Source organism: Desulfotomaculum sp. (genome assembly GCA_003513005.1).
Taxonomy (GTDB): Bacteria; Bacillota; Desulfotomaculia; order Desulfotomaculales; family Nap2-2B; genus 46-80.
This window is the reverse complement of sequence record DOTD01000031.1, coordinates 23,337-42,975: the sequence shown is the minus strand read 5'-3', so window position 1 is coordinate 42,975 and position 19,639 is coordinate 23,337. Positions and strand designations below refer to the sequence as shown.

Below are 19,639 nucleotides of genomic sequence, written 5' to 3'. Positions count from 1 at the left end.
CCTTTACTCCAAGCTCAACGCCGGAACTAACTTTTGCGCAGTCGGCTTTATTCCGTAATGACCCGCTTGGCCTGCTATGGCCATAACAAGAGCAGCCTGTCCGGAAACGGTATCAATATCGTCCACAGTGCTGATTCTCTTTTTTTGGTATTCTTTCATATATGAATAAGCAGTTGTAGTTTCTTCAACTCCGTAAACCGGTATCTGCCCGGCCAGCAGCAGATCGATCATCAAAAGGTCGACCGAACTGTTTTTATCAATCTCGTGTTCCTGGCTGCCGCCGGCAATAATTACTCCGTTTAATGGTTTTCCATACTCTCCGGATACTTTTAACAATCCTGCTTTCACAAGGGAATCAATCTCTTCAGGATTGCCGGCTCCAAGCAGCCCCCCGACAATGGCGCCGGCCAGGCGGGCAGCCAGCTGATTCTCGTTTAAGTTCCCCCAACCCTTTTGCCCTTTAAGCAGTTCTTTATTAGCCGGTTCGTTCAGATCCCCGATTAAAGTGGTTACCGACGACACCTCTGCGCCGGAAAGCTGGACGGCCTCAATTATGTTGTTCGAAAAACTGTAATTGTTAGTTTCAATAATGGCCAACTTGTACCCCTGAAGGCGTCCTTTGACCAGAAGAGGCAGAACCTGTTTTTCAAAATCTCCCTGAGCTTTATAATTTAACTTGAGCGAGGATAATTCGTTTTCCACCATCTCATTTTTTTTGCGCAGCTGTTCTATTTGAACCTCAAGCCGGTCAGTAAGCTCCTTCTGCCTGCTGACTACAATATCGCTTTTTAAGAAAATCCCACCAACCAGTATTCCCAGCCCCAGAGCTAAAAAAACCGCTACCAGGGAAGCAATATGGTATCTGAAATCAATAATCATTGCTAAATCCCCAGGAACAGTTTAAACTGCAGGTAAACAAGGCGCAACAGTTCCCTCGTAACGGGTGAAACAAATACGATGACACCCAAAGGCAGCAATGCCGCCAAAACTATTTGAGCGAGGTAACGGGCTTTTATCCGTCCCCTGTATAATTTACTGACTCCCTTGGCATCGACTAAAATTGAGCCGATTTTCATTCTGACTAAAAGTGTGCTTGCCATTCCGTGACGGCCCTTTTCTAAAAATTCTTCAACACTGGAATGTGTTCCTACCGCCACAATGAGCTCGGCCCTTTGCTCGTAAGCTAAAAGCATGGCTATGTCCTCGCTCGTTCCCGGAATAGCGAAAGTCCTGGCCGGCAGACCAAGGTTTTTGATTCTTTCAAGGCCGGGCGCCCGCCCGTTTGGATAGGCGTGCACGATCAGTTCCGCCCCGGAAAAGAGGGTATCGTTACTGACGCTGTCCATATCTCCGATAATAATGTCCGGCTTATAGCCAAACTCCCAGAGTGCGTCCGCCCCCCCGTCCACACCGATCAGGACGGGTTTAACCTCACGGATATATGACCTGACGGCCTCCAGGTCTTCTTTATAATTTTGTCCGCGCACCACCACTAAAACGTGTTTGCCCTTTAAAACAGTGCTTATCGTAGGGATATTATACTCGCCGGCGACCATTCCCAACTCGTTTTTGGCGTGCTCGATCGTATTCTCCACGAAATTGGAAAATACTTTGTTCATATTTAGATTTGCCTGGGCCATTTTCTCCCGGATGTCTTCGATTTCCAGAGACTTGCTGTTTCCTATATATTTCCCGTCAGCATATATGTCATTGTCAATTATTTCAATAACCTGGCCTTCCTCAACACCCATAACATTCTCGCCGGCTGCATCCAGTAGCGATAGACCCGACTGGACAAGTAAAAGCGGTCCCGGATTCGGGTAATAACCGGTTATCGAAGAAGCGGCGTTGATAACGGCTTTTGGCCGTGCAGCTACTAAAGATTGAGCGGCCAAATTATCCAAGTCGCTATGATTAATTATTGCAATTTCACCAGGCATCAGACGTTTGACCAGGTCTTTTGTCCGGCGGTCAACTCTAGCTGTACCCTTAATGTACATTGCAACACCCCAAAAATTTATGCCAGGAGCTAACTTGCTTTGGATTCAATCCTCAATTTGTCGGCTATCATGGCAATAAATTCAGAATTGGTTGGTTTGCCTCTTTCCAGATTAATAGTGTATCCAAAAAATTTGGTCATCATTTCTACATTTCCGCGATCCCAGGAAAGTTCTATCGCATGCCGGATGGCTCTTTCAACCCTGCTGGGAGTTGTCTGGTATTTCTGTGCGATCATGGGGTATAATTCCTTTGTAATTGCGCCAAGTAAGTTAATTTCGTTAATCACCATCAAGATTGCGTCTCTTAAATAATGATACCCCTTTATATGCGCAGGGACACCCATTTCATGAATAATATTTGTCACGGCGATATCAAGATTTCTTGGTTTGACCGTGGAGATGTACTGGGATAAATTAAGCCCGCCTGCTAACTGGCGAATACGTGTGGCCAGAACTAAAAAATCAAAGGGTTTAAGCAGGTAGTAATCCGCTCCAAGTTCCATAGCCCGCTGGGTAAATGCCTCCTGGCCAAACGCTGTAAGAATGATTACCTTCGGTTTCGTATTTGAAGCCCCACCGGCAGCCAGTTTTTCTAATACGCCGATTCCATCAAGGTGAGGCATTATGACATCTAAAACAACTACATCCGGACTTTGCTCCTCAATTTGGTGAAGTGTCTCGAGCCCGTTGTATGCAATTCCGGTAAGTATGAAATCTTCTTGCTGATTCATGTAGCTTTTCAGTAGCTCGCAAAATTCCTTGTTATCATCAGCGATAAGTACTTTGACTTTCTTGTTACTCATACTTTTTACGCGGCCTCCTTTTCTTTTTTCCCCCAGGTATTTATATCCATTTGATTCGACGGCGAACTTTAAAACTCCTGCAGGGTTTTAAAATGTACTTTTATATTACAATATCTCTCATTTGAGATCAGGCAGGCTTCTGCAAATCGCTATTTAAAAGGAAAAAGCCGGCTTCACGGAGCATCCATTCAGCCGGCACGCCAAAACCTCGTTTGGGATCATTGATAAAAACGTGAGTCACGGCGCCTATAAATTTTCCGTTTTGGATTATCGGGCTTCCGCTCATACCCTGGACAATGCCGCCTGTTTTGCTGATTAACTTTTCATCAGTGACCCTGATAACCAGTCCCTTTCCGCCCGCCCTGTTGTGTAAAATAATTTTTTGAATTTCAATGTTAAAACATTCTATTTTATCCCCTTTAAGAACTGTCAGAATCTGCGCCGGGCCTTCCTTTATTTCATAACACATAGCCACAGGCAAGGGTTCTTTATAGAAGAACTTGTCCGGCGGTTTCCTAAGCTTTCCAAAGATGCCGACGCTGGTATTTTTGGTTATTTCCCCGAGCAGTTCGGGCTTGCCCCTGTAAAATCCTACTTTTTCCCCGGGTTTACCTGCTTTTCCCGGATAAACTCCCTGAACTACGGCATTTGTTATCTGGCCTTCGGTGAGATTAATCTTTTTGCTTGTATCCGCATCCGTGACCATATGTCCCAGTGCCCCGTATTTGTTTGTCTTTGGCTCATAGAAGGTAAGCGTACCCATCCCGGCGGCGCTGTTGCGAACAAACAAGCCTATCCTGTACCTTCCTGTTTCCCTGCAGTATAATGGTGAAAGGGAGATCCTCATGTCTCGTTTTCCCCGTTTTACTTCGAGGTTGATCAGAGTCTTTTTATTTCCCAAATTATCAATCTCATCCTGCAAAAGCTTGTCGTTTCTTACTTCCTTCCCATTTATTTTAACTATTACATCGCCCGGTAAAATACCTGCTTTTTCGGCAGGGTTATATTTAAATCCCCGCGAGCCCCCTATGGGCGTGTAACCTGCTACTATGACTCCTTCAGAATGCAGGAAGATCCCTATCGAATGCCCCCCGACCATAACTTTTACCGGATCTACCACATTGACTGAAACCTGCCGGAAGGGTATTAAACCGAACAATTTTATCTTCATCTTAATTGGGCCGGAACTCGAAGCTACCGGAATACCGCTTTGCAAAAACAATTTTTCATTGTTTTCACTGCTGTAGACCTGCATCGCAGGGTTTCGGCCATATTTGTAGCCGGCCAACTGAGGCAGCAGAGGATCCCCTACATTAATGTTTTGTTTTACCGGAAGCAACGCCAAGTCCTTTACCGCTGCCGTATATAAAAGCAGAACAACAAACAGCATGAGAAAATTTTTGAGATAATTTGGTTTCAGGCAGCACCCCTCCTTTATTATTCCTCTTTGCCAGCAATCACAAAAATAATCTTAAAAACCAGAGATATACATTAAAACAACTAAATATTTTGCGCATTCTTAAGTTAACCTTTATAAATAGCTAATATACTGCCTAAATGTACCGTTATTTACAGCTATAGCGCTATTTTGACTGCATTCTTATTAATTTAAAAAAAATAAACTCCCGTAAAAACAAAAAAATCCCGTTTTACGGGAGTTATTATTTAACAATTGTGTCAATTGGGGTCAGGCTTGACTTATTTAAATAATTGACTTATTGAAGAAGAAAAAACAAGAAAAATCGTTTGTTTTATTTTGAAAATCATTAGCAAAGGGAACTCAATGCCTTAAGTACAGGATTTTAAGGATACCTTGACTTGGAAAGAGCGGCTGGATCGTGGGTGGCCAAGACGCGGGTTTTGTCTGCTTTTACTATATTAGAAATGAAAGCGATGCTTCTCCAGGTCGCCTGGCAATCCATGAAATGGCCCGTCATTGTATAGGGTGTGCGTTTTACGGGATTTCCCGTCAGATTATCCTGAACCATCACAGCATCGCCGCAGATGATATAAGGGCCGTTTTCTGTTTCTACAACAACAGACATACTCCCCGGAGTATGTCCAGGCGTTGGAACCATGATGACCTGATCAACAATTTTATGTGGAACCAGGTCAATAGTCCTCATCCTGGGAATAGATTTTGTATACCAGGGTGTCAGGCCGATATTCCAATGCTCGTAATAAAAATAATGAGGCGGCAGAGGCATCAGCGCATAGGTCAGTTCCTCTTTCGCCACATAAATTTCAGCGTTTTTGTATTTGTCCAGGTGGTAGGCATGATCCCAGTGAAGATGTGTAAGCAGAATAATGTCTATTTCCTCGGGTTTAGCACCTATTTTCTCCAGAGCGGCCATAGACTGGCCCGGAGTTACCCGGCAGTTCGTTTCGTCATGCCACATGTCTGCGTGCTCCTGATCCGACACGCCTGGATCAACCAGGATCTTTTTTTCGGCTCCTTCAATATAATAACAGAGTAACTTGGCTTTCCAGGGAACGCCCATTCCCTCTTTTTCCATGGACATACCTTGATCAACAACGGCGTCCCCGAGATCTAACGGGTAAATGGTAAGCCTGCTCATTCTTTTTCAACCGGCGTTTCCATAGTTCCAATGACACCGCTTTCTGCCAGTGACCGCATTTCGTCATCCGTCATCCCCAGCATTTCAGAAAGAACTTCCCTGGTATGCTGGCCTAGAACCGGGGCCGGCTTTTCAATCCGGCAGAGTGTTTTGGAAAACTTAATCGGAAAACCGGCCGTTAAAAATTTTCCGGCAACCGGGTGTTCAACTTCCAAAACCATATCCTGTCCCCACATATAAGGGTGTTCAATTAGTTCTTTGACAGTATTGACGCGGCCGCAGGGAATTCCTTTCTCTTCAAACAGCCTTACCCAGTAAACGCTTGTATTTGTAAGAAAAATATTCCCGAGTATCTCATCCAAATCATATTTATTCTGGACACGCAGTATGTTCGTGGCAAAACGCGGGTCAGTGATTAAGTCTTCCCTTCCCAGACATTTGCACAACATGGAAAACAGTTTGTCGTTTCCTGCAGCCATAACAATTGTAGAATCAGAGGTTTTATAAGAAGCAAAGGGAGCCAGCGAATGGTGTTTGTTGCCAATCCTTAAGGGGATTTTGTTAGTAACTTTATATTGACTGAGGTAGTTCCCCATAAAAGCCACCAAACAGTCAAGCATGGCCACATCAACCTGTTGGCCGCCCTGGCCTCTTTCACGGCCATAAAGGGCTGCAATTACACCGATGGCCGTATAAAGACCTGCGCCAATATCACCAATGGAGATTCCGGAACGCAGAGGTTCTCCTCCCTCAGGACCAGTCAGGCTCATTACGCCTCCAATTGCCTGCACAATAATATCATATGCCGCTCTTTCCTTGAAAGGGCCTGTGCTTCCAAACCCCGAGAGAGATGCATGTATTATATTGGGATTGATTCCAGACATTTTTTCAAAGCCAATATCCAGCTTCTCCATAATTCCTGTTCGAAAGTTTTCAACTACTACGTCGCTGTGTTTGACCATTTCAAGGAAAATTTCTTTGCCCTGTTCTTTTTTCAGATCTAGAGTGATGCTTTTCTTCTGGTTGTTGTAGCTCATGAAATAGGCGCTTTCACCGTGAACATAAGGAGTAAAAGCACGGCTGTCGTCCCCCTTGCCGGGGATTTCTATCTTAATAACCTCTGCTCCCAGGTTGGCCAGAATGGCTGTACAGTAAGGGCCTGACAGTATACGTGTTAAGTCAAGTACGCGAACGCCATCCAATGGTTTGGCCGCCAAACATAATCCCCTCCGCTTTTGTCAAATATTTTTGTCTAATTAGAAGTTCTATTTCTGATTATATAACTAAATAAATAACCATATTTTCTTTATGTAGGATAACATAACGTTTCACTCCTGTCAAGAATTCAAATATTTTCTTTCCAAATATATCAAGTTGCTATAAAGAAGCGGCAATAATGTTTGAACTTTCAATTATAATAAACATTGACAATACTTTCTGATTTTTATATTATTTAGCTGCCAACTGAAGAATTTAAAGAGGTGGGTAAGATGAACAGCCCTGAAAAAGAAAATGCAAAAAGAATTGAACATGATCTTATTGGTAAAAGGAGAGTGCCAAATGATGTTTACTGGGGAGTTTATACTTTACGCGCCCAGGAAAATTTTGCCGTTTCCGGATACAGGCTTCATCCTGAATTTGTTCGCGCCATCTGTCATGTAAAAAAGGCCTGCGCTCAAGTAAACATGAAACTGGGTTATTTGGATAGAAAGATTGGCGAAGCGATAATACAGGCCAGTGATGATATCATCAATGGAAGCCTGCTTGATCAGTTTCTTGTTGATGTATTTCAGGGCGGGGCCGGAACTTCGACAAATATGAACACCAACGAAGTTATTGCCAACCGCGCTCTAGAAATATTAGGAGAAGAAAAAGGAAATTATCAGATTATTCATCCCAACGATCATGTAAACTTACACCAGTCAACTAACGACACTATTCCTACAGCAATCAGAATTGCAATGATTGTCCTTTTCCGCAACCTGCCGATAGCTGTTACAGAGTTGATTAATGCGCTTCAGGACAAGAGCAGGGAATTCGAAGGCATCCTGAAAATGGGCAGAACACAGCACCAGGAAGCGGTCCCTTTAACCCTTGGGGATGAATTCAGCGCCTATGCCGCAGTTATTAAACGGGACAGGGCAAGGTTCTTGGAATGCGAGGACGCTTTAAACCGCGTAAATCTGGGAGGAACAGCAATCGGCACCGGAATAACGGCGCCCAAGGGATTTGGACGCATGGCGGTGGAAAGGATTAATAAAAATACCGGCCTCGGGCTTGTCCCGGCGGGTAATTTGATTGACGCAACCCAGAACCTTGACTCCTTTGCGCTAGTATCCGGCATGTTGAAGATACATGCCGCAAACCTATCCAAAATCACAAGCGACCTGATGATGCTGAATTCAGGGCCGCGGGCCGGAATTGCTGAAATAATGCTGCCGGAAGTCCAAGCCGGTTCATCAATCATGCCCGGCAAGGTCAACCCGGTAATTGCGGAGATGGTCGAGCAGGTAGCCATGAGGGTTATTGCCAACGATTATGTCGTTTGCGAGGTTATCCGCCGCGGCCGCCTTGAATTAAACGCCTTCCTGCCCCTTCTTTCCCATGGCTTGTTTGAATCAATATCGATTCTGGAAAAAGCTGATCATTTATTCGCATCAAGATGTATCCGGGGTATTACAGCAAACGAAAAGGCCTGCCGGGATCAAATGGTAGCAAGCTGGAAAAACTGGGGTTTGACCGCTCTTGTTCCTCACCTCGGTTATGCCAGGTGCACTGAACTGGCCACACGGGCAAAGCAAATGGGTACCACCCCAAGAGAAATAATCCTCAGCGAAGGAATTTACACTGAGGATGAACTTGATCAGATACTTTTTGACGAACAATGCTTTAAAAGAATCTAACAGTTAATAAATATTGAACATAAAGAGGGGAAGTTGCTTATTAAAGCAATGTTCCCCTTCCGTCTAAAACAAGCAGGCCATTTTCATAAACAACTACCGGGTTGAGGTCAAGTTCCTTAATTTCTGCGTTTTTCTCAATCAGTTTGGATACTTTTAAAAGCACGTCTACCAGTGTCTCACGATCCGCCGGGGGGTTCCCCCTGTAGCCTTCCAAGAGAATATTCCCCTTCACTGACCCAAGCATGTCAAAGGCATCTTTCCTTGTAATGGGAATCAACCTAAAGGTCACGTCTTCAAAAATTTCCGCAAAGACTCCCCCAAGACCGAACATGATTACCTTGCCAAAATGATTGTCGGTAGTCACGCCGATGATCACTTCCGTTCCGGCGCTTGCCATGGGCTGTACGGTTACGCTTATCTCCGGCTCCTGATCGGCGACTGCCGCCCTGATTTCGCGAAAAGCCGCCCTGACCGAGTTTCCATCAGGCAGGTTAAGTTTTACTCCTCCGCAATCTGATTTGTGGGTATAGGCAATAGAATGAATCTTAAGAACTGCCGGGTAGCCGAACTTTTCGGCCAGTTGGACCGCCTGGTCTTCATTATGCGCTACCTCGCAGGGGGTAACCGCTACTCCGTTTATGGCAAGAAGCCGTTTGACCTCATCCTCGAAAAGCAGCTTTCTCCCGTCAGATTTAACCTTATCTAGAATTTCTTTTACCTGCACTTTAAACACCTCCTGCGTTTATCCTTGGGTCTGACTGGAAATTATTTGTTTGTACTCGTATAATGCGTAAACTGCCCGGGCTGCCTCTCTTGCGTTAATATATAAAGGAACGCCTTCTTTTTGCAGTATCTCCCTGTCTTTAGCAGAATCCCCGACAGTGGAAACGTAATAGGCCAAGGCCGGCTTATTCCATTTTTTCCGCACATCAATGATTTCCTGTGAAGGAAAACGCCAGTTCTTATGCAGGCAATAGATAGCCATCATAATATCCACCGAAGGATCACCCAGGACAGCATCGGCAATTCTGCCGTATGTGAGGGCAGGAAACCCAAGTCCTGCCGCATCCAACGGGTTTTTCAGGACAACAGGCGGGTTTTGGCCGATAACGTCCCGGACTTTTTGATATGTTTCCGGCGCATACTTTGGCAGTTCACAGCCTAGCTGTAGCATGTAGTCGGCCGCCACTATACTTGGTCCTGCCGTATGAGTTAAGACTCCGACTCTTTTTCCCTCCGGCAACTGCGAAAGTGAAAGAGCCTTACAGCATGCGACCAGTTCTTCTACTGTATCAGCAACTATCGCTCCGTTTTGCTTTAAAATATCCTTGTAAAGTCTGTATGGTCCCGCCAAACTGCCCGTGTGCGTCATGGCCATGTAGTCCGATTCCTTTGTCCGGCCAGCTTTAAAAACAACAACAGGTTTCTTCAGGCAGATTTCCCTGATCAGTTTGACAAATTTTAAAGCATCCTCGGAGCCCTCCATAAATACACCGATAACCCTTGTGGCAGGATCATCCCCCAGGTAGGTTAAATAGTCGGAGAACTCGAGCGCTGCCCGGTTCCCGACCCCGATCCACTTATTCATACCCATCATCTCGTCGAGGGCTTTTTGCATGATTGTCAGGCCCATGCCGCCACTTTGAGAAATAATTGATACCCCGCCCTTGATTAACCTCAAGGGATAAAAGGTGGCGTAAAAATTTCCGTCATCGTTGATGAATCCGAGAGTGTTGGGGCCGATCAGGGGGATACCGAGTTCATTCGCTCTTTCAGTAAGTTTGTTTTCAAGTTTTACTCCTTCGGCGCCCACTTCCCCGAACCCGCCTGCAATGCTGAGAATCCCTTTGACTCCGCACTGTGCACATTCCTCCAGAACGTTCACAGTGCTTAACTGGTTCAGCGCGATTACCGCCACATCAACGGGGCCGGGGACTTTATCCAGGCTGGGGTACACGTCATATCCCAGGATATTCTTGAGTTTTGGATGTATCGGATATAAGGGCCCCTTAAACCCGCCGTATACTATACTTTCAAAAATATTAAATCCGACCTTTTCCGGGTCGGCGACTGCTCCTAAAACAGCGGCGCTGCGGGGATAAAAAAGCGGATGAAGATCTTTTTTCATGCGGCTTCCTCCATTCACAACTGCATTATTTGAACAAATAGTCATAATATTGCTTTATTTTATACTAGATGAATTATTGTAATTTCTTTGCGAATAAAAAAGGGGGCTTTTTTCAAAACCCCCTTTTTTTATCAAGCCATTTTTAGAAGTCAGGAGTTAAAACAACTCTCTTCAATAGTTTGCCGGCGTGGGTTTCTTCGAAACCGGCGGCGATCTGGCTCATCGGCCGTACGTCTACGAATGGTTCAACCTTGATTTTTCCATCCAGAACCATTTTCAGGACTTCGGGATAATACTTGGGCAGGCAACCCCATGTCCCTTCGATTTCGGCGTCAAAAGCCATCAACCGGGAAAGCATGTATTCAACCTTATGCATGCCGAATCCGACAACCATCATTTTGCCCACAAAGGAAAGGAAATTCAGGGCAATTTCCTGGCCGATCTTTGTCCCGGTGGACTCGAAGATTTTCCACCCTACGTTGGGAGGAAGACCATTTTCTTTGCAGTAAGCACGAAACTCTGCAGTAATGGCCTTCATGTCTTTGTCCTGCGTGCTGATTGCACAAGTTGCGCCGAAACTTAAAGAACGCTCCAGCTTTTCCTTGTTGCGGGCAATGGCTACTACCGCCTTGGCGCCCATGGCGCCTGCAATCTGGGTCAAGTAGGCGCCGATTCCGCCCGTTGCGCCGGTTATCATTACAAGGTCCCCTTCCTTAACACCGGCTTTAATTAAAGCCTGGTAGGGGGAGGTAATCGCGTCCGCTACTACTGCCAGCCACTCCAAAGGCATGCCTTTTCTGTCTTCGACTACGCAAAGGTCCTCTGCGGGAACGGGGATATGGCTGGAGAAGCCGCCGTACATACCCAGACTGTTGCCGGGCATTTTCTGCGCCAGGCAGCGGTTGCCCCTGCCGGAAGCGCAGATTGCGCATTTGTTGCAGGGCATGACTGCCGGAATGATAACTTCCTTGCCAACCAGATTATCTGGTCCTGCAACAACCGTGCCGCTGATCTCGTGTCCGAGGGTCAGAGGGGGCTTGTTGACGGTTGGTACGCCATCATAAAAATAGCCAACGTCAGTGTGACAAACACCACAGGCTGCGACTTTCACCAACGCTTCGTCCGGCTGCAGCTCCGGAACGTCAATGCTCGTCTTCAGTAATTTACCGGGTTCAATCATTTGCCATGTGTCAATCTTTGAAGGTACACCCATTATGTAATTTCCTCCTTATAACTTTTTTATCTTTGCTACTTAAAACTCAAAGCCAACCGCTTTTTTGCGGTTTATTTGCCCTGCCAGACTGGGCGCCTTTTTTCCATAAAGGCCTTTAGCCCTTCCTGCGCATCGGCGGTGGCCATCATTTCCTTAAGATAAATGCGGTCTATATCCTTGATGCCCTCTGCAAAACCCTTCCCCATGCCGGTCCTGGCGGCTTTTTTGGTCATGGCCAGGACAACCGGGCTAAGCGCGGTAAACTTCTTTAAATATTCCATGGCGCTTTCTTTGAAATTATCCGCCGGAAGGACTTTATTGACTATACCAAACTTCTCGGCCTGTTCGGCGCCGATTACGTCTCCGCTTAAGAGAAGATCCATGGCCCTCGGCCAGGAACAAAGCTTGGGCAACACGAAACAAGCGACAGGCGGGAACACGCCAACCTGGATTTCAGGCTGGCCGAGTTTGGCTTTCTCCGATGCGATAACCATGTCGCAGAAAATGACAACTTCGCAGCCGCCGCCGAGCGCGGCGCCGTTGACCAGGCAAACGATCGGTTTTTCCACTGCGTCCATGGCCAGGAAAAGGCGGTCAAAAACGTCGATCATGCTGTCCACCTTGTCAGGGGTATGGTCGGCGACATCTACGCCCGCCGAGAATGCTTTTCCTTCGGCATCCAGGATTACTATGCTGCCCGGCTCATCTTTTACCCATTTAAAGGCCTCGACCATTTCTTCCATCATGGGAATTGTTAAAACATTTAGCGGGGGGCGGGCAAGCGTTATCGTAATAACACCGTTCTTACTCCCGACTTTAAGAGTTTTAAAAGCCAAAATTATTTCACCCCTTATAACTGGAGTAGTTAAAATTCACCGAATAAACCAGGAATACCAGGCACTGGACATAAATCAGCGCCTGGTATCCCATTAACTATCGCTATTTGCCTTCCAAACGGGGACCTAAAACGGCGTCGACCAGTTCCTGATCGAACGGATGTCCCTCATTACCCAGCTGTCTGTACTTGATGAAGTCAATGACATCTTTGCCGGTGAGTTTCTTGGTATTGAAAGCGTTGAATCCGAGGTAAGCTTCGCCCATCATGTTAGCTAACAGCCAATGACGGTTGGGCAGCTTGGCCTGATCCCAGAAGAACTTCTTCTTGGCCCGGACACCGTCGATGGACATCATCAGGCAGTGGGGGAAGAGGTTGGTGAAGGTCCAGAGCAACTTGTCGACTTCGGCGTCTAAGAGCGAGAAGTCAACCGTACATTCCTTGACAAGAGCTCTTCCCTCGGCAAGAGCAGCGCCCGTCTTGTTTTCGCCGTAGACGATCTGGCCGCCGTCGATGTACTTGTCTGTAATTACGTTGGGGTTGGGAATCCACTCGTCGCCCTTCTTTAATACGGGGACGGCCTTGGTGATCATACCCCAGTCAACAGCCTTGTAGGCGCTGATCATCTGGCAGGAAATACAACTAAACATTCCCCGCTCAGCTCCAATGTACCAGGGCAGGAAGTCTGATGCGCCGCCAACCGGGGCGGAACCGTGTCTCGGACCGGCCTGACCGAAGATAGCCATGTCTGAGGATACTGCCAGGTCACAGGCGCCGCCGATTTCCTGGCCGCCGGCCACACGCATGCCGTTTACCCTGCAGATAACCGGCTTTTTGCAGTTCAGGATGGCGTCAACCATACCGTTGAAGAGATCCATGTATAGACCGTATTCTAGAGTCATGGAATAATACTCGGAATATTCCTTTGTGTTACCGCCGGTGCAGAAGGCGTTGCTGCCGACTGCCGTGAAGACCGCGGCAACTACCGTGCGGTCCATGGAAGCCTTATGGAAACCGGCGATAACTCCCTTGACCATTTCCGTGGTGTAGGAGTTGAACTGCGCAGGGTTGTTCAGGGTTATCCAGGCGCTGTTTACGCCTTCTACCGGGTTGCCCTTCGGATCGATAATGGGCTTTAACTCGTAAATTACACAGGGCGCTTCGGTACCAAACCATTGATCGGTGAAGATATTGTGGTCTTTTGCGCCTGATTCGCGCGGCCATTTGTTAATATCCATTAGCTACTACTCCCCCTTATATTTTTTAAATTTTATATGGTTGTATTATAAAATCCCGTGTACAAGCATGTCAATAGTAAATAACTTTTTCTAATTGCCATTGTGCAGCTATACGGCAAACAAAATATTCTATTCGGCAGCTACAAACTCATGGGCTATCTGGCCGTTTTCATAATTGACCACAACCGGTTTTACGGTCATGCCAACTTTGATATCCGTACCCTGCATAGAACTGACCAGCCGCCCGAACATCCTGAAGCCGTCGAAATCCACCACCGCCAGCAGGTAGGGCAGATCGCCCTCAAAGCCGGTAGGGGCATATTTGACGTTTGTAAAAGTAACCAGCTTGCCCTTGTCAGGAACCTTGACCCATTCTAAAGAGCCGCTTAAGCAACCCGGGCAATCCATCCTAGGAGGAAAATAGGTCTTGTCGCACTTGGGGCAATGGGTTGTGAATACTTCGCCACTTTCCAGCTTATCGACGTACTCGCCTACTTTTGTAATTGCGGTAAAGCTCTTCCGTCCAAACTTTTCAAACCCCACGTTGTTCTACCTCCCCAATATTAAAACGTTCCCGTAGATACCTACACCGCCGATATTGTGAACGAGGCCGATTTCAGCATTCGGCACCTGGATGGCGCCCGCCTCTCCGCGTAGCTGCAGGACAATCGTCCTTAGCTGCGAACCGCCTGTAGCGCCGATCGGATGCCCTTTGGACAGCAGCCCGCCGTCTACGTTAACCGGAATTTTGCCTTCGAGATATGTTTCTTTATCGCGGATCAGCTGAGGGCCTTCTCCTGGTTTGGCAAAGCCAAGAGCCTCGTAGGCCAGAATTTCCGCAATGGTGAAGCAGTCGTGAACTTCGGCCACGTCAATATCCTGCGGCCCTACGCCGGCCATGGCGTAGGCCTTTTCTCCGGCTATGCGCGCGCAATCCAGGCCCCTCATATGTTCCCTGCTGGCCAGGTTCATCGGCGCGTTGGCTGAACCGACACCCATAACCCAAACCGGCTTCTTGCTGAGTTCCTTGGCCCTGTCAGCCGAGGCTAAGATAACACAGGAGGATCCGTCTGCATTTGCACAGCAGTCCATTACTTTTAAGGGACTGGAAACAAGACCCGCTTCCATCACCTGCTCAAAAGTGACCTTCTTACGGTAGACTGCCTTTTCATTTAACTGTCCGTATGTTGACGCTTTAACACGGACCAGGGCCAGATCCTCCGACTTCGTGCCAAAGTTGGCAAAATGCGCCTGGGCGTACATGGCATAATATGCGGGCATGGATGTCCCGTAAGGAGACTCCCACATTACGTCGGCGCCGCGCCCCATGCGCTCCTGGACATCCTGGGAGGTGATTTCGGACATCTTCTGGAATCCCAGGACACAAACAACATCGTAAACTCCGCTCTTGATAAATGAGTACGCGATAGCAAACCCTGTCGTACTTGAGGAACACAGGGATTCAACCATAAAGGCAGGCGACGGGTTTAGCCCCAGGTACTCATTAATTAAGCTCGAGGGACTGCGCTGCTTATCGTACTCGGGAGCGCAGCAAACAATTAAAGCTTTGATTTCCTTCGAGGGAATCCCCGCATCCTGCATAGCTTCCCTGTAGGCTTCAAAACATAATTCCCGAATACCACCGGGATAACCGCGCACAAAAGCGCTCTGGCCTACTCCAATAACGGCCACATCTTTATCAGGCATCGTCAAACCTCCTATAAGTACATTTATTTGCCTAAAGCATTACCATACCGCCGTCCACACAGATGGTCTGCCCGGTTACATATGATGATTCCTCAGAGGCTAAGAATGACACAACTGGTCCAATCTCCTCAGGCGGCGCCCACCTTCCCAGCGGAATGCGCTCCAGGTACTTGTCTTTAAAACGGGGATCGGTAGCGATTACCTTGGTCATATCAGTCTCCGCCATTGGGGAGATGCAGTTCACCCGGATGTTGTACCGGGCTAGTTCCTTAGCTGCAGATTTGGTTAAAGCGTGTACCCCTCCCTTTGCTGCTGTATAATTTACCTGTCCTATTGTGCCCATCAAGCCGGCTGAGGAAGTAACGTTGATAATGGAACCGGTCTTCCTTTCCAGCATTGTGTTGGCTACGGCCTGAATGCAGTAAAAAGTCCCCGTGAGATTGATCCGGATAATATCATCCCATACTTCTTCGGACATCTTAAGAAGCATGGCCGGCTTGCTTATTCCCGCATTGTTGAACAAGCCGTCGATCTTCCCGAAGGTGCTCATTGTCTGGTCAACCATAGCCTGCACCTCGGAGCGCTTGCCTACGTCAGCCTTGACAGCTATGACCTTGCGTCCAAGGTCCTTGCACGCTTTTACAATAGCGTCTTCTTCGGAAATTTTCCGGCTGACCAGGCACAGATCTGCTCCATCTTTGGCTAAAGAAATAGCTACTCCTTCGCCAATACCCATTCTTGCTCCGGTTACAACAATTACTTTTCCATCTAAGCGCACAATCTTTCCTCCTTGGTCTTTTTATTACCGTACCATTTTCTAACTTGATAAAAAGGGGACATCATCGCTGCCGCCCAAGGGCAGCTTCCCGTGTCCGGGTGAAACGGTTCTGCTGTCGCTTCTTCTACGCCGGTTTACATAGGCTTTCTTTAAATAAAGAACTGCGCGCTCAACCTTTCTTCCGGTTTCCTCCAGCGTGCTTTAAGTCAGCTATGCCCATAACTTCTTTATCTTTATCGAAGAAATCTATTAATTCGTCACGAAGCTATGTTTTTGAGGCGTCAACCTGAGAAAATCTTCCGTCGGGGGAAGTTCAACCGGGGGTATCGCTAACCTTAAGGCACATTACAGCAGCGGACCATCTAATTTCGGGCGTCCTTAAATCCCAGCCCTGATGTCTTTAGTTTCTCCTTGACGCTGTTCACTACCCCAGGCCTCGTTCTCTTAAAAAGAATGCCCCGGAAGGCCTGGTATCGTTTACGGCCGCTGCTTTTTGTTTACTGCGGCAACAATCTAAACTTTTTTCTCTTTCTACCTCTGCCGGTACCTGTTGTAAAAATCGCTACCCGCCTGCTGACTTAACCATCATGTTTAAAGGCGTTAAAAAGAACGCAGATGACTTTCCTCCGACGGGAAGGGTACGGTTTAGCCGAGGCGCAGACCTATGCCTTTTTTACTTGTGTCCTCTATAAAGATAGTAAAATATCTAAATATAAAAGAAAATCGCTAAAAAGAATGAGTAAGGATTTAAAAAAGGGCGAAAAAGGTAGTAACTCATTAGTGTTAGTCCATAAGCATGAAAAATGGTTGACAGTCGTGCGGACATGCGTTAGAATTCTTTTGGCGGAAAATATAAGTTTTTCAGCAGAAGGAGGCACATTGGTGGACACGGGGAAACCGAAACTTTTGATTATCTGCCGGGTAAGTCCCTCAGCCGTAATGCCAAAACAGTTGGAAACCAACCTGCGCCAAATACTGAAAAGATTCATCCAATCCTTCGATTTTTACTGGGTGGCGTTTATCCTGCTCAGGCATGACAAACTTCCCGTCTGCCTTGATGTTTATAAGAACTCGCATAAAAAGGACCATATCTGGGCCGCCCGCTGGCAGGACCTCTCCAGACACCTCTTTTTCCCGGACAGCCCGTTTGACTTAAGGGAATGGCTGAAATTATTCTCGCCGGCCGCCAAAACCACGCTGCCCGTGATGCTGCAGGTTGAGGAACCCAGCGGAACAATGGAAATTGTCATCTTTGACACCGACGCTGAAACTGCCCAACGCCTGCTCGTAAAAACAATGTCCCTGGGCAGGCATATGGCGGATATGATTCAGGAGTTTGTTTTCCGCAGTTCCCCAAAACGCACTCTTAGAAAATTAACAACCTGGCTGGAAATGGCCAGCACGATCAGTTCAACCCTGGATATCGGCCAGGCCCTGCATGTTGTCGCCCAACTGACGGCAGATCTTTTTTCCGCAAGAACTAGTCTCTTCCTCCTGGACGAAAATAAAAACCTTACTCCGGCGGTCGCCGTAGGAAGCTACGACCCTAAACTGCGCAACCAGTTTAGAGCTCTTTCAGGCCAAAAACCATACCCGGCCATCATCCAGGCAATCCAGACACAGCATCCGGTAATAATCACGCCTGAAAATATCTATAATTTGCTTCCGGCTGATATTATTGAGACCTTCAACTACCACTGGCTGATCGTGGTACCCATCCTGAACAAGGACAAAGCAATCGGGATAATGCAAGTTGACCGTCCGCGGGACAGCCGCCTGGAGGGCTTCGAAGACGAGGCCGCCGAAATTATTTTCGCCATCGCGCGCGTTACGGCCATAGCTATTGAAAACGCAAGGCTGATTGAAAAATTGGAGCAAAAAGAACTGCTCCTTCACAAGTTGGTCAATAAAATCATCACCGCCCAGGAGGATGAGCGCAAACATCTGGCTTCGGAGCTGCATGACAGCGTCATTCAGGCTTTAATTGCTATCTGGTACCGGCTGCAAAGGATTACTCCGACTTACAATTTACAGCCCGCTGATTGGTATGGAGAAATATCCAACCTGACCAATATTTTAGGAAATCAGATTCAGGATATAAGGCGGATTTTGTCAGGCTTAAGGCCGATGATCTTAGATAACTACGGACTTATACCGGCTATCAAGTCGTATACAAACGAAATTCAGGAAAAACACAATATCCCCATCGGCCTACATTTCAATCTCAATACGCCGAACGGTCATGACAGACCTCCCGAAGAAAGCATGGTTGGAATGGCGGCCAATCCGGGCGATAATCTGCGCCTGCCGCCCCAAACAGAAATAGCTCTGTTCAGAATTCTGCAGGAAGCGCTGACTAATATAATTAAACACGCAACTGCCACCAGCGTGGATGTTGAACTTATGGTCCGCAAAAAAGACATCCTGCTGACCATCAGGGATAACGGGACCGGTTTTAACCAGAGTTCGTTAGTTAACTCACAAAATTACAACCGCCTCGGCTTGGCCAGTATGCAGGAAAGAGCGCTCCTTTTAGGAGGAAATTGCATCATCGGCTCCCAGCCGGGAAAAGGAACCTGGATTTCAGTTAAAGTACCCTATACTTTGGATGTTGATGTTGAAGGGAGATTGTCTAATTGATACCAATTAAGTTGATGATCGTAGATGATCATGCGATGATCCGTGTCGGCCTGGCAACAATGCTGAGTGATTGCAAGGATATTTCCATTATCGGCAGCTGCTCCAGCAGCCAGGAAGCCGAACAGATGCTCCTTAACCAGAACGCCGATGTTATCCTGATGGACATAAAGATGCCGGACATCAGCGGTATTGAGGCCGCCAAGGAAATTCTGCGCAAAAAATCTCTGATTAAGATCGTCTTTCTGACTGTTTTTGAGGACGCCGAATTTGTGCGGCTGGCCCTGCAGTCCGGCGCCAATGGATATATCTTAAAGCATGTCTCCCGGGACAAACTCATTGAAACGATCAAGCGGGTACATCAGGGTGAGACCGTGATTGACCCGGCGGTACTGCACCAGATTATCAACGACTATGCAAAAACACCCGGAAATAATGAACAAAATTCAGCTCACCAGCGGGCCGAGCTTACACCCAGGGAACACGAAATTCTCCAATACCTGACCAGAGGCCTGACTAACAAAGAAATATCCACAGAGACACACCTGGCTGTCGATACCGTAAAAACCCACCTCCATAATATTTTTAGAAAATTGGGGGTAAAAAACCGGGCACAGGCCATTGCCCAAATAAGCAAAACCAAGGATAATCAGGCCGTCAACGGCAGTCTTTAGCTCAACCGGATTTTCTTCCATTACATACCCCTTTAATATTTCTTGTAATTCTTCAAAAACTGTATTTCTTTGTCCCCTACCGCCAATTTATTCTATCCCCCTGTCTTATAGAGCTTAAGTTTTCATATGAGAAATTCGATATTT

Annotated in this window: 17 protein-coding genes; 3 read left to right on the top strand and 14 right to left on the bottom strand. The window is 47.1% G+C overall.

The genetic code is table 11. The features are described 5' to 3' along the window. Window positions 1-3: 3 nt before the first annotated feature. The 6 genes from DEH07_03295 to DEH07_03270 form a co-directional block, all read right to left on the bottom strand. The gene (locus DEH07_03295; GenBank protein ID HBY03565.1) at window positions 4-879 is read right to left on the bottom strand and encodes a copper transporter; all 876 of its coding nucleotides are present in this window, start codon (window positions 877-879) and stop codon (window positions 4-6) included. Between the two features lie 2 nt (window positions 880-881). Next, window positions 882-2,000, bottom strand: a complete 1,119-nt coding sequence (locus DEH07_03290) for a hypothetical protein (GenBank protein ID HBY03564.1) — start codon at window positions 1,998-2,000, stop codon at window positions 882-884. A 29-nt stretch (window positions 2,001-2,029) separates the two neighbouring features. Further along, complete coding sequence (gene spo0A, locus DEH07_03285) at window positions 2,030-2,803, bottom strand: sporulation transcription factor Spo0A (protein HBY03563.1); 774 nt, start codon at window positions 2,801-2,803, stop codon at window positions 2,030-2,032. Window positions 2,804-2,930: 127 nt separating this feature from the next. Beyond that, a complete protein-coding gene (spoIVB, locus tag DEH07_03280; protein HBY03562.1) occupies window positions 2,931-4,193 on the bottom strand; it encodes a SpoIVB peptidase in 1,263 nt (420 codons plus the stop codon). A 412-nt stretch (window positions 4,194-4,605) separates the two neighbouring features. Further along, window positions 4,606-5,382 (bottom strand): hypothetical protein, encoded by a 777-nt coding sequence (locus DEH07_03275; GenBank protein ID HBY03561.1) that lies wholly within the window; start codon window positions 5,380-5,382, stop codon window positions 4,606-4,608. After that, entirely contained in the window at window positions 5,379-6,599 is a 1,221-nt protein-coding gene (locus tag DEH07_03270) for a carnitine dehydratase (GenBank protein ID HBY03560.1), read from the bottom strand. The genes DEH07_03275 and DEH07_03270 overlap by 4 nt, the downstream gene beginning before the upstream one ends. Before the next feature lie 273 nt (window positions 6,600-6,872). On the opposite strand from DEH07_03270, the gene DEH07_03265 reads away from it, so the two are divergent. Further along, complete coding sequence (locus tag DEH07_03265) at window positions 6,873-8,285, top strand: aspartate ammonia-lyase (protein HBY03559.1); 1,413 nt, start codon at window positions 6,873-6,875, stop codon at window positions 8,283-8,285. Window positions 8,286-8,325: 40 nt separating this feature from the next. On the opposite strand, the gene DEH07_03260 is transcribed toward DEH07_03265, so the two are convergent. The 8 genes from DEH07_03260 to DEH07_03225 form a co-directional block, all read right to left on the bottom strand. Next, window positions 8,326-9,018: an acetyl-CoA synthetase gene (locus DEH07_03260; GenBank protein ID HBY03558.1), complete on the bottom strand. Its 693-nt coding sequence runs from the start codon at window positions 9,016-9,018 to the stop codon at window positions 8,326-8,328. 9 nt (window positions 9,019-9,027) lie between these two features. Further along, window positions 9,028-10,458, bottom strand: a complete 1,431-nt coding sequence (locus tag DEH07_03255) for a hypothetical protein (GenBank protein ID HBY03557.1) — start codon at window positions 10,456-10,458, stop codon at window positions 9,028-9,030. Between the two features lie 97 nt (window positions 10,459-10,555). Further along, complete coding sequence (gene had / locus DEH07_03250) at window positions 10,556-11,626, bottom strand: 6-hydroxycyclohex-1-ene-1-carbonyl-CoA dehydrogenase (protein HBY03556.1); 1,071 nt, start codon at window positions 11,624-11,626, stop codon at window positions 10,556-10,558. A gap of 71 nt (window positions 11,627-11,697) precedes the next feature. Continuing rightward, window positions 11,698-12,498, bottom strand: coding sequence for an enoyl-CoA hydratase (locus DEH07_03245; protein ID HBY03555.1), 801 nt, complete (start codon window positions 12,496-12,498; stop codon window positions 11,698-11,700). A gap of 67 nt (window positions 12,499-12,565) precedes the next feature. Further along, complete coding sequence (gene oah / locus DEH07_03240) at window positions 12,566-13,699, bottom strand: 6-oxocyclohex-1-ene-1-carbonyl-CoA hydratase (protein ID HBY03554.1); 1,134 nt, start codon at window positions 13,697-13,699, stop codon at window positions 12,566-12,568. Between the two features lie 129 nt (window positions 13,700-13,828). Beyond that, on the bottom strand, window positions 13,829-14,242 hold the full coding sequence (locus tag DEH07_03235; GenBank protein ID HBY03553.1) for a DNA-binding protein: 414 nt from the start codon (window positions 14,240-14,242) through the stop codon (window positions 13,829-13,831). Window positions 14,243-14,248: 6 nt separating this feature from the next. Further along, window positions 14,249-15,406 (bottom strand): acetyl-CoA acetyltransferase, encoded by a 1,158-nt coding sequence (locus tag DEH07_03230; GenBank protein HBY03552.1) that lies wholly within the window; start codon window positions 15,404-15,406, stop codon window positions 14,249-14,251. 31 nt (window positions 15,407-15,437) lie between these two features. Next, window positions 15,438-16,184, bottom strand: coding sequence for a 3-oxoacyl-ACP reductase (locus tag DEH07_03225; GenBank protein HBY03551.1), 747 nt, complete (start codon window positions 16,182-16,184; stop codon window positions 15,438-15,440). Between the two features lie 615 nt (window positions 16,185-16,799). Here DEH07_03225 and DEH07_03220 point away from each other — a divergent pair. Further along, on the top strand, window positions 16,800-18,824 hold the full coding sequence (locus DEH07_03220; protein ID HBY03550.1) for a hypothetical protein: 2,025 nt from the start codon (window positions 16,800-16,802) through the stop codon (window positions 18,822-18,824). Continuing rightward, the gene (locus DEH07_03215; GenBank protein HBY03549.1) at window positions 18,821-19,495 is read left to right on the top strand and encodes a DNA-binding response regulator; all 675 of its coding nucleotides are present in this window, start codon (window positions 18,821-18,823) and stop codon (window positions 19,493-19,495) included. The genes DEH07_03220 and DEH07_03215 overlap by 4 nt, the downstream gene beginning before the upstream one ends. The last annotated feature ends 144 nt before the right edge of the window (window positions 19,496-19,639 follow it).